Raw genomic sequence first — 11,707 nt, 5'->3', positions numbered from 1 at the left:
GCATGATAAGAGTCAAATAAAACGCAACTTTACGCAAAAAAGGAAATTTAAGCATGATCAGAGTTATAGTTCTATCCATTTTTCTCATGTCGTCAACAGGGTCATTTGCACAGCTGGCGGTTCAAAAGGTTTTTGGACAAAAAATGGATTTACCGGAGAGCAGTGATATCGGGACGCAGGTTTTGCGCATGGGGGAATCGTTTCTGGGGACGCCTTATGTCGCCGGAACATTGGAAGGAAATCCGACAGAACGGCTCGTTTGCAAATTTGACGGACTGGACTGCACGACCCTTGTGGAGAGTTCAGTGGCGCTGGCTGTTGCGAAAACAGAAAATCCGACTTACGAAGGCTTTAAAAATGAGCTGACCAAGCTGCGCTATCGTGACGGAGTCATTGACGGCTATCCTTCCAGGCTGCATTACGTGCTGGACTGGATGTATGAAAATGAAAAGCGCGGGCGGCTGGAAGACATTACAGCCAAAGTGGGCGGCATTCCCTATAAAAAAGAAATTAATTTCATGTCCAACCATGCGAATTTGTATCCGTCCATGGCGGAAACAGCCGTGTGGGAAAAAGTGCGTGAGCAAGAAGGCCTGATTAACGCGAGAGAGCACAGCTACATTCCCAAGTCCGGCATTCAAAAGGCAGAGCCTATGCTGCACGATGGCGATATTGTTGCATTTACGTCCTCTGTGGAAGGGCTTGATGTCAACCATATGGGCATCATTTCCAAAGTTGGCAGCCGCGCTTACCTGATCCACGCTTCCCTGACGGGCAAAAAGGTGATTATGACGAGTGTTCCGCTCGCCGAATACGTGGCCTCGGTCCCCAAGCATACGGGCATGATCGTGGCGCGACTCAACGATATCTGATCCAATGAACGAATTTTTAAACATGCTCGATTATCGGAATTCGCCGTGGCTTATTGTGCTGCCGGCGCTGATAATCGGACTGATAATCAGTGCCATAGTTATTAATATAATAAAAATTACCGCTGCTAAAAAAGAGTGGCAGGCGATCAGGGCCATTCGCGAAAACCTAACGAGCGTTTTATATTTCTTCATCCCGCTTGTACTCGTTACCGCCACACTTAAAACTTACTCTTTAACCCATAAAGACTATTACTGGACATTTACGATCAGCAAAGTGGCTTTGATCGTGGTAACGACGTGGTTAATGACACGCATTGTCATCATTATCGAAAAAGTCCTGATCGATCAGCTCGATTTCAGCACGCCGGACAACAACCAGGCGCGGCGCCTGTTCACGAAAATCAAGTTTGTGAAGCGGATTGTCATTATCCTCATCATTATAATTGGCATATCTATCCTGTTACTAAGCTTCGAGAGCGTGCGGCAATATGGCGTAGGGATTCTAACTTCGGCTGGGATTTTCAGTGTGATCATTGGTTTTGCTGCACAAAAATCGCTGGCCAACCTCATGGCAGGCATTCAAATTGCATTTACGCAGCCCATCAAGATAGATGATGTTGTGATTGTTGAAGGTGAATGGGGACGTATCGAAGAGATCAACCTGACATATGTAGTTGTCAATATCTGGGATTTGCGCCGGATCGTGCTGCCGATCACTTATTTTATTGAAACACCTTTTCAAAACTGGACACGCAACGACAGCGCACTGATCGGAACGGCTTTTTTCCAGCTTAATTACCTGACACCTGTCCCTAAACTGAGGGAAAAACTAAAAGAAATCCTGGATGCAACGCCCCTTTGGGACGGTAAATCCTGGGCATTGCAGGTTACGGATACGCAAGGGCAGTTGATGGTTGTGAGAGCATTAATGTCTGCACGGAATTCTTCGCAGACATTCGACCTGCGGTGCCTTGTGCGGGAGAAAATGATTGAATTTATTTCACAGGAATATCCGGAAGCACTGCCAAGTCATCGGATCGAAGAGGTGCAAAAACAGGAAAGTATGCTGCCCGAAACGAAGCTTAACCGATAAAAAACTGGCCCCCGAAATATTCGGAAGCCATTCTTTTCTTACTACTCACCTAACTCAATTTAAAGATTTTAATACTGCGCGGAATAGCCATTTGCTTACTACAATGCAAATGACATTTCAGGGTGTTAAATACACATTAACACCGGATTAAAAGAGCGTTAAAACGGAGGAAATTTGAGCATGAACGTAGTTCCGGAACCCAGCACCGACTCCACTTCAATGCTGGCACCCTGCATGTTAACGATACGCTTGGTCAATGCCAGGCCGATACCATAACCTGCTTTACTGATTGTGGTGGCACTCCTGTAGAAAGTATCGAAGATGTAAGGCAGTTCGTTAGCCGCAATGCCGACGCCCACGTCCTTGAAGTCAATCTGAATCAGATCTTTCTGAATTTTCAGGAACACATTGACAGTCTTATCGTTGGAATACTTGCAAGCATTATCCATGAGGTTCATAAACGCCGTTTTCAGCAAGCTTTCGTCCCCATATCGCTTCAATTGTTCCTCGTCCTCCGGGATTTGGTCGTAATGGATGTGCACTTCATAACCCGGATTTTTCTGCTGCACGGAAGCCTTCGCCTGCCAGAGCACTTCATCTACGCGAATCTTGGAAAATGTAACTTTAAAAGCCTGTTCTTCGGTTCTGGCCAACTCCAATAGCCTGCTAACCAGCTCATTCATTTCTCTTGCCTCCGACCAGATGCCTTTCAGCGCCACTTTGTATTCTTCGCTCGCGCGATCTTTCATCAGGCTTAGCTCGGCTTCGCTCATAATGAGCGCCAGGGGGGTTCGCAACTCATGTGACGCGTGAGAAACGAAGTTTTTTTGAGCAATAAATGCAATTTCGAGTCGGCCCAGCATCTGGTTAAATGTTTGTGCAAGTGCAGCAAGCTCATCCTTTTCCCTTCCTACGGTAACCTTCTCGTGCAAATTTCCCGCTGAAATGTTGTTAACCTGCGAAATAATGTCTGAAACGGGCTTAATGGCATCATTGGCGAATTGCCAGCCCGCAACCCCTACCAGAATGAGGGATAAAAGCCATCCGATAACCAATATTTCGCGAAGCCGCTTCAACTGGTTCATACCGGGCACATCATTGGCAACAGCCATTACAACCCAGGGCTTCCTGTGATCCTGCAAGATATGGCGAATGATAATTGCTTCTTTTTTGTCGTGCTTCGTACGAATTTCCCGTCCCGCCCTCGTTTCTGCCAGAATTGTTTTGGATAATGTAAATTTCTCGTTCCCTCCCGTAAATATCAGCGAGTCGCTCCCATCGTAAATGGTGATTTCCTCATTAAGAAAAATCGTATTGTTCTCTTTTTCAATCTTTTCAATGTCCGCCTTGCTGATGTCCTGGCTGGCTTCTACCAACTGGGCAATGGTTTGTGCGCGTTCATTGAGGAAAGAATAGAATTGTTTTTCCCTGTATTGATCGTAGAAATAATAAACAGAAAGGCAAAATAAGGCCATGATGGAACCCACCAGCATGGTAAAGAGCAAGGTCAGACGGGACTTGATATTCATTCTTCCTTGAAGATGTAACCCATACCCACTACGGTGTGGATCAGCTTAGCGGGATAATCCTTGTCCACTTTTTTTCTCAAAAAATTAATGTAAACATCAATCACATTGGTTCCCGTATCAAAGCGGATATCCCAAACTTGTTCGGCTATGTCTACACGCGACACCACGCGGCCTTTGTTCCGCATTAAATATTCTAGTAATGCAAATTCCTTGGCGGTGAGGTCAATGCGGTTTCCGCCGCGGCGCGCCACTTTTTCGTCCAGATTGAGTTCGAGATCAGCCAGGCTTAGGATCTGATTGGATTGTTCACGGTTGCTGTTTCTTTGGGATAGAACTTTGATACGTGCAATTAACTCCCTGAATTCAAATGGCTTAACCAGGTAATCATCTGCTCCGGCTTCAAAACCGTCCAGCTTGTCATCAATGGTTCCCAGCGCGGTCAGGAACAGGATCGGTGTGGCAAGGCCGTCGTGCCGGAGCTGGCGGGCGAGGTCATATCCGTTCAGTAACGGCAGGTTTACATCAAGAATAATGACATCGAAACGATAATTTGACGCCATTTTCTTCCCTACCTGCCCGTCATATGCCAATTCTACTTCCCAAGACTGTTCTTCAAGGCCCCGTTTCAGAAATCCTGCCAACTTGGGTTCATCTTCGACGATTAAGATCTTCATATATGATTGGTGAGCAATTTTATTTGCCAAATGTTGCAGATTTTCTCTTTAAAAAAAGGCTGTCCGAATATATCGGGCAGCCTTTTTGTCTATATCCACACCATTAGAACGCTTGCAAGTATCTACAACATCGTTCTATTATAATGCAAAATATAAATTATTTATTATAAAACATAGGCCACTTGGCCTTTTTGCAAAATTAAATATAACCATTTCAGTAATAGTCAGTTCCATTATCCAAGTCCGACCGGTCATCAAATGTGCTGTAATCGTCCTCTTCCAGACGCATTCCTTTGACTGCTTTTTTAATCAACCCAATCTGTCCTGCGTGGTAAACATCGTGCTGGATAACGCCGTGAATCAATGTATAATAACTGTAATCCCTGCCTGGCACTGGCTCTTCCAAAAAACTGTCACTTTCTATTTTTTCAAGCTCTGAAATCAATTCTTCCTGCGAAAGGCTGAGTTCCATTTGAATGGCTTCCCACTCAAACTCGTCCACCAACGCAAATTTTTTCCAATCCTTATCCAATGTTTTTATGTCAAATTCCGCATCGCCCTGAATTTTGCGCACGGCGAATATCCGCCACGTAGTCATGTGGTAAACGATCTCAGCGATCGAGTGCGTGTTGCTGCTCAGCCTTACCTCGGCCATTTTTGGCGTAACGTCGCGCAGCGCTTCCACAACGGACGGACCATACCAGGCCTCTTCACTTTCATAGGTGTCGTTGAGTACATCTATAATCCTTAAAATCTCTTCTTTTGTTTCCATATATATCCAACCGATTTTGTACGGGGTTTAAATGATTTGCGGTTTTGCTGCAACCAATTTACTTGATGAATAGTCCTGAAAAATATCTGTAACATTTTAAAACTAAAAAATTGGACCGAGAAATAACGAAAAATAAAATGTTCAATTTCAAATTTCGTTTAATTATCATATTTAAATACTAGAAATAAACATGTTAAAAAAAGCTTCATTGTTCATACTCATGGCAGGAATAGGATTGATGTCCTGCTCCAAAGATCCGATCAGTGATTTGTCAACAGAAGAAACCCTCGTTTACATCACCAATCACGATAAAGCGGCCAATTATACGCAATACAAAACGTTCAGCATCGTCGATTCTGTGTTGGTTGTTGAAAACGGACAGGCAGGCACTGCATTGACCGAACTGGACCGGGATGTTCTGATCCGGATCATTTCCAACATGGAAAAATTGGGCTACAAATATGTCAGCCCAAAAAGCAAGCCAGACATCGGCATTAACGCAAGCTGGGTTACCAACACGTATTTGAATGTTGTCCAGCAGCCATTGTCGTCCTATTATGGCGGCTACTGGGGCGGCGGCGGATATGGTTACGGTTATCCAAATTACTACCAGTATTACCAAACCAGCGAAAGTTACTGGCTGATTTCCATGCTGGATTTTAAAAACCCGAATACGGTAGACAAAACCTTCAAAGTGGTCTGGGATGCGCAAATCCGGGGCGCGGGAATCGGAGAAAGACAATATGTGGACACAATGGTTGACTCTATTTTTGGTCAGTCGGGTTATTTAAAAATTAATTAGAAATGAAAAAAATCATAATCATTGCCCTTTTCGTAATAAATGGATTTTCGTCTTACGCGCAGGAACCGGCGCCTAAGCTTTATACACTTCCCTCACCATTTGAACGCTACACGCACTACCTGGCCACTGCCAGACTGATGGGCGCTATGCCGTTGGGATCGTTTTCGGATAATTACATTGATAAAGCCTCTTTTCAAAACTATTCTATTTCTATCGAATGGGTTCTGAGAAATTCCCCGATCTCCGTCGGCGGGGAAATTGGCTCAACCTATTTTGAAAAAAGAATTCCGAGAGCGCTGTATCAGAATGGGGAAGAAACGCTTTCGGCTGTTCAGACGCGCACTGTTTCTCAATATCCCGTTGAAATTTTTGGAAATTATCACTTTCTCCCCAAAACTTCGACCATACAGCCTTACGTGCAGCTGAGCGGTGGAGTCAGCATTTTGGATTACACATTATATTACGGCAACCTGGCCTCTCAGGACCAGAAAGTACGGCCTAAATATGGTGTAGGCGTGGGTTCAAAGTTTCCTTTTAAGCGTGACGGAGCCTTCGGTGTGGACGTTCGGGTTAAGTACGACGGTGTTTCTTACAAGCACGAATACATTGACAAAGGAATCTCTTCTGTGAATGGGTCAATTGGTTTATTCTATCGGTGGTGGTAAGTTTGTCTGATCCTTTTCATCAATCCTGAATAATCTGTGCCCAATAACAACAGCATTTTGTCAAAATCAACATTCTTTTGGATTACCGCATTATTAGTTTTTCTGACGGGGTCCGGCCTTTGGCTCTGGAACCGTTTTGGCCCAACGACAGGCCGGAGCTATCCGCCGAAACTGGAAGCCTATCCGGTTGCAAGAACAATTGATTCGTCTTCGTCCGCCTGCGACCTGGTGGTGCGGCGATACAAACAAATTGGCGAGGAAATGCAATTCGAGCTGGCCGCCAATGCCAGCGGGCTTTCTCCTTATAATGTTGAAATAGCGCAAAAAGGCAAAATAATTCAATTCAAAGAAGTCCCGCACCGTTTCGGGATCTGGCTTTCCACTATGCCTCTGGCTCTCGAAACCGGCCCGGCGACGATTAAAATTATCAGCTTGGGGCAACCTGGCTGCGAGACCTCGGCTGCTTTTGAATTTGATAAAAACAAAAAAGTAGAAATCTTAGATCCCCAAAGCTGGATAAGGCAGGGAAGTAAGGACAACTGGCTGGATGTGAGACCAATAATGGCAAACGGAAAGCTGCATTTAAAAGATTTCGGCAATTATGACGACGGCCGCACGAAAGTCGTCATGATCGACGGTATTGAAGTGAAAGGCCTGGAAAACGGCATTGAGGCAAAGCCTGGCTATTTGTATTCCATTACTGCCCGCTGGATCGATGCGCCTTATAATGATTGGTGGAACAAAATGCGAAACCGCTCCATCAGGCAGCAAAATATCTGGATTTCAGGAAATCCCGGCGCAAAAGAGGACACGAAATTAACCCGTATAGAGATTCCGAAGTGGTTCTCGCCATCGCGGACGATTAATGTTGATTTTGATACAAAATTCCCCGAATTTGAGCCGATTAAGGGCAAATTGGTCATGCAATACCAACTAAATGATTACGTCCCAACGGAAAATTATTACAAACGCGGCATTAATTATCTATATAACGGCAAGGACACGCCGGCGCCGCGGATGCATTACACCGCAACGCCCAATTACTTTGGCGATAAGGATGAAAAGTGGTTCTCTTCCTTATCACAGTCGGATGTTGAAAGCCGGGCTATCGTTCCCAACTTTGGCGTTTATGCCCTGGATTTCGAGTTTTGGAACCAACATTACATTCCGGAAGTGAAGCAACGATTGATCTGGTTTGCCAGAACGATCCGAAAAAACCATCCGGAAATGTACCTGATGGATTATTGGGGCGGCGGTGCTTACACCAATCCGCACATTAACACAATGGGCGGTAAAAATCCGAAGGAGCTGATGGACGATTACAATAACCCCAAGCCCAACAATTCCAATTTCGAAGCATTACCCAATGGAGATAGTTTCCATGACCTTTTTAATGCTACGCCCATAGATGTTTATCCCAAACCCATGTTCGTGAAGGATGAAAAAGGGAACACGCCTAACAATTTTGTTCTTCTTTCCGCGATCCATTCTTTGCGGATCAACAAGCTCATTCCTTATCAGAAAGACAATAAACTCATCTTTTTTGGCTGGAACCGCTATATGCCGCTTTACAGTGATCCGATTGTGCCCTGGAATTATCAGCTTACCGATCCAAAAGGCGAATTGGTAATGAACCAGCTGGAAACGATGCCGGCAAGTCAGGCTTTAAGCATGTCGCTTTTTTCCCTGATCATGTTTGACGGCTATTATTTGTGGCACGACAGCGGCCCGAGCGGCAAAGATCCTAATGCTTATAAAGTGGGTTCCGATGCCTCGTCCTGGGGACATGAATGGTATCCGGCAGACGGTAAAACCCCCGAGTCGGAGATCGGGAAGAAATCGACGGGTCGCGATGCGGCTTACTACTGGGACTATCCTACTCAGTATTATTCACTTGGAAACTGGATGGCTAAGCAAGTGGAAGACGTGATTGTCGGCGGAACCAATAAAGACCTCGCTTTTGAATTAAACGGCAACTGGATTCAGCCCAAAAAAGAGCAGGCTTTGCTCGCCATTGACAAAAAAGAGCCGTTTGTAACTTCCATTGTAAAAGGAAACCAGATCGTTGTTTTGGGTGTGGATTCGTTCCAGTCCCCTACCGCGAACCGCGTATTGAAAGTCAAGTTGCCGGACGGTTCCGAAACTTCCATTGAATTGTATGGAAATTGGCCTTCGCTTTACAGAGGCACATTAAAATAAAAAACAATTGCCGGAGGCCTGAGCCCCCGGCAATTGTTTTTTATTCTAAGAAACCCTGATATAACTTCCCAGCCATTTCAGGTGCGAACCGTATTTATGCATAATTTCCTGCACCATCGGATCGTCTATGTGTCCCAGGAACTCAACCAGAAACCACGCTCTGAATGTCGCGGTTCCCCTTAACGGGCGGCTTTCAATTTTTGTAAGGTTAATCCCCCTATCGTTAAAGTCTTTTAAAAACTCGTACAAAACACCTGGGCGGTTTGTATTGGGCAAATTGGCAATAATGGTCGTTTTGTCGTCATCACTTTTAATGTTGACAAAATCTTTGGCCAAAATCAAAAACCGCGTCCTGTTCTGGTCGCTGTCCTCAATGTTATCAAAAAGGATCGGAACGCCGAAAAGCCTTGCGGAGATCGAGGAACAAATCGCCGCAGCGTCCTCTTCCTGCGATGCCATTTTCGCAGCTTTTGAAGTAGACTCAACCGGGATCAGCTCAATGTCCATTCCTTCCAGATATTCGTTAATGAACTTTCCGCATTGCCGGAATGCAATGTCTTTTGAATAGATCCTGCGAATGTTTTTAAGCGAATCGGACTGCGATGCGAATGTGAAATGCACCTGCAAAAGCACTTCGGCGACAATGGACAGGTTTTTTTCACGGAGAAAATCTACTGTTTCGATCACAATGCCTTCCTGGTTATTCTCAATTGGCACGACGCCAAACTTGGCGCGGCTTGTCTCCACACTCTCAAATACGGAATGAATGGTTGGCAGCACCAGATATTCGCTCATGCCACCGAAGCGCCCTTCGGCTGCCTGATGTGTAAAACTGCCTTCCGGTCCCAGATATGCCACTCTTTCCGGCAATTCCAGGTTACGGGAAACGGCGAAGATTTCGAAAAATATGGCGTCAATGGCCTGCCTGGTCAGCAAACCGTCGTTGCGCTTTTCGAGGCGGTCCAGGATTTGCTTTTCTCTTTCGGGGCGATAAATGATAGACTGGGACGAACGTTTCAGGTCACCTACTTTTTTAACGAGCTCCATACGCTCATTCAAAATACTAAGCAACTGATCGTCAAGTGAGTCTATCCTGTTTCTTAGGTCTTGTAATTCCACTGGACGGTGATTATTATGTATCAGGAGGTCAAGTAACGATTTAGAGACCTGACACTCCTAATATTATTTTTTGCGCGCAAAGATAAACAAACGGTCAGCTATACTGCGAGCGCAAGTTCTTCAATGTTCTTTTCTGTTTTGAGGTTGTCAATGATAAAACGCTGGCGTTCAGGCGTATTTTTACCCATGAAATAGCTCAATAATTTCTGAATGGAAGTTTCTTTTTGCAGGATTACCGGTTCCACCCGCATGTCTTCGCCAATGAATTTTCCGAATTCGTCCGGTGAAATCTCGCCGAGGCCTTTGAAACGGGTGATTTCGGGTTTGCTGCCCAGCTTGTTCACAGCATTCTGCTTCTCTTCCCCGCTATAACAATATATGGTCTCTTTTTTATTCCTGACCCTGAAAAGCGGCGTTTCCAGCACAAACAGATGCCCGTTACGGACGAGGTCCGGGAAAAATTGAAGGAAGAACGTCATCAGCAGCAAACGAATGTGCATACCGTCCACGTCCGCATCCGTTGCAATCACAATGCGGTTAAAACGCAGGTTTTCCACGCCGTTCTCAATGTCGAGTGCATGTTGAAGCAAGTTGAATTCCTCGTTTTCGTAAACGACTTTTTTTGTTAAACCAAAACAGTTCAAAGGCTTACCTCTTAAACTAAAAACGGCTTGTGTCTGAACGTTACGGGATTTGGTGATTGAACCGCTTGCCGAATCTCCCTCTGTGATGAACAATGTGGTTTCGTAGCGAAAGTCATTTTTCAGGTCTGTCAAATGCAAGCGGCAGTCTCTCAGTTTCTTATTATGTAAATTTGCCTTCTTGGCACGATCATTGGCCAACTTTTTAATGCCTGCCAATTCTTTCCGCTCCCTTTCAGACTGTTCGATCCGCTTTTTCAATGCGTCCCTCGATTCCGGGTGCATATGCAGGTAATTATCAAGCCTTTCTTTTACAAAATCATTGACAAATGTGCGAACTGTGGTGCTGTTCGGATCAGGCGTAATGGTGTTGGACCCTAACTTGGTTTTAGTTTGGGATTCAAAAACGGGCTCCTGCACGCGGATGGCCACGGCGGCAATGATCGACGAACGCACATCTTCCGGTGCATAGTCCTTGTTGAAATGTTCTCTAACCGCTTTTACAACGGCTTCGCGAAATGCTGCAAGGTGCGTTCCGCCCTGCGTAGTGTATTGGCCGTTAACAAAAGAATAATATTCCTCTCCATATTGATTGCCGTGCGTCATGGCAAATTCAATGTCCTCTCCTTTTAAATGAATAATCGGGTAGCGCAGCGACTCCGCGTCAGATTTGCTTTGCAGCAGGTCAAGCAAGCCGTTTTGGGAAATATATTTTTGCCCGTTGAAATTAATGGTAAGGCCCGCATTCAGATAACAGTAATTCCAGATCATATTATCCAGATACTGAGGAATGTAACGGAAATTCTTAAAAATCACACCGTCCGGCTCAAAGGCGATGTGCGTTCCGTTACGCTGGTTTGTCTGTATTTCCTTGGACTCGTTCACAAGCGCGCCTTGTGCAAATTCAGCATTTTTACTCTTGCCTTCCCGGAATGACTGCACCTTGAAATACTGTGAAAGTGCATTAACCGCCTTTGTTCCGACACCATTCAAACCAACTGATTTCTGGAATGCGCCAGAATCATATTTTCCACCCGTATTGATCTTGGAAACGCAGTCTACAACCTTTCCAAGCGGTATTCCCCGTCCATAATCCCTTACTTCGACCCGGTGTTCGGAAATTTTGATTTCTATGGTTTTTCCGTTGCCCATCATATGTTCGTCGATTGAATTATCAACGATTTCCTTTACCAGAACATAGATCCCGTCATCCACCGAAGAACCATCCCCTAACTTGCCAATATACATCCCTGGCCTCAATCTGATATGTTCTTTCCAATCGAGTGACCTTATACTATCCTCATCATATTGCACGTTGGTACTTTCCATAAATTACGATCC

At 45.1% G+C, this 11,707-nt stretch carries 10 protein-coding genes; 5 read left to right on the top strand and 5 right to left on the bottom strand.

The features are described 5' to 3' along the window. Positions 1-53: 53 nt before the first annotated feature. Complete coding sequence (locus MUK70_RS29190; protein WP_234657934.1) at positions 54-872, top strand: N-acetylmuramoyl-L-alanine amidase-like domain-containing protein; 819 nt, start codon at positions 54-56, stop codon at positions 870-872. 4 nt (positions 873-876) lie between these two features. Next, on the top strand, positions 877-1,965 hold the full coding sequence (locus MUK70_RS29185) for a mechanosensitive ion channel family protein (protein ID WP_234657933.1): 1,089 nt from the start codon (positions 877-879) through the stop codon (positions 1,963-1,965). 158 nt (positions 1,966-2,123) lie between these two features. Here MUK70_RS29185 and MUK70_RS29180 read toward each other — a convergent pair whose 3' ends face one another. The 3 genes from MUK70_RS29180 to MUK70_RS29170 form a co-directional block, all read right to left on the bottom strand. Beyond that, entirely contained in the window at positions 2,124-3,494 is a 1,371-nt protein-coding gene (locus tag MUK70_RS29180) for a HAMP domain-containing sensor histidine kinase (RefSeq protein WP_234603786.1), read from the bottom strand. Then, complete coding sequence (locus tag MUK70_RS29175) at positions 3,491-4,168, bottom strand: response regulator (RefSeq protein ID WP_234603787.1); 678 nt, start codon at positions 4,166-4,168, stop codon at positions 3,491-3,493. Before MUK70_RS29175 ends, MUK70_RS29180 begins: the two co-directional genes overlap by 4 nt. 214 nt (positions 4,169-4,382) lie before the next feature. Beyond that, positions 4,383-4,940, bottom strand: coding sequence for a DinB family protein (locus tag MUK70_RS29170; protein WP_234657932.1), 558 nt, complete (start codon positions 4,938-4,940; stop codon positions 4,383-4,385). A 190-nt stretch (positions 4,941-5,130) separates the two neighbouring features. On the opposite strand from MUK70_RS29170, the gene MUK70_RS29165 reads away from it, so the two are divergent. The 3 genes from MUK70_RS29165 to MUK70_RS29155 are packed head-to-tail and all read left to right on the top strand — an operon-like array spanning position 5,131 to position 8,606. After that, the gene (locus tag MUK70_RS29165) at positions 5,131-5,742 is read left to right on the top strand and encodes a DUF4136 domain-containing protein (RefSeq protein WP_234657931.1); all 612 of its coding nucleotides are present in this window, start codon (positions 5,131-5,133) and stop codon (positions 5,740-5,742) included. Between the two features lie 2 nt (positions 5,743-5,744). Then, the gene (locus MUK70_RS29160; protein ID WP_244784571.1) at positions 5,745-6,407 is read left to right on the top strand and encodes a hypothetical protein; all 663 of its coding nucleotides are present in this window, start codon (positions 5,745-5,747) and stop codon (positions 6,405-6,407) included. A 57-nt stretch (positions 6,408-6,464) separates the two neighbouring features. Continuing rightward, the gene (locus MUK70_RS29155; protein ID WP_234657929.1) at positions 6,465-8,606 is read left to right on the top strand and encodes a hypothetical protein; all 2,142 of its coding nucleotides are present in this window, start codon (positions 6,465-6,467) and stop codon (positions 8,604-8,606) included. A gap of 45 nt (positions 8,607-8,651) precedes the next feature. Here the strand turns inward: MUK70_RS29155 and pheA are convergent, their stop codons facing one another. Beyond that, entirely contained in the window at positions 8,652-9,725 is a 1,074-nt protein-coding gene (gene pheA, locus MUK70_RS29150) for a prephenate dehydratase (RefSeq protein ID WP_234603794.1), read from the bottom strand. A gap of 98 nt (positions 9,726-9,823) precedes the next feature. Beyond that, a complete protein-coding gene (locus MUK70_RS29145) occupies positions 9,824-11,695 on the bottom strand; it encodes a DNA topoisomerase IV subunit B (protein WP_234603795.1) in 1,872 nt (623 codons plus the stop codon). Positions 11,696-11,707 lie beyond the last annotated feature (12 nt).

It is taken from the genome of Dyadobacter chenwenxiniae (genome assembly GCF_022869785.1).
Classification (GTDB): Bacteria; Bacteroidota; Bacteroidia; order Cytophagales; family Spirosomataceae; genus Dyadobacter; species Dyadobacter chenwenxiniae.
This window is presented reverse-complemented; position numbering and strand designations above follow the sequence as displayed.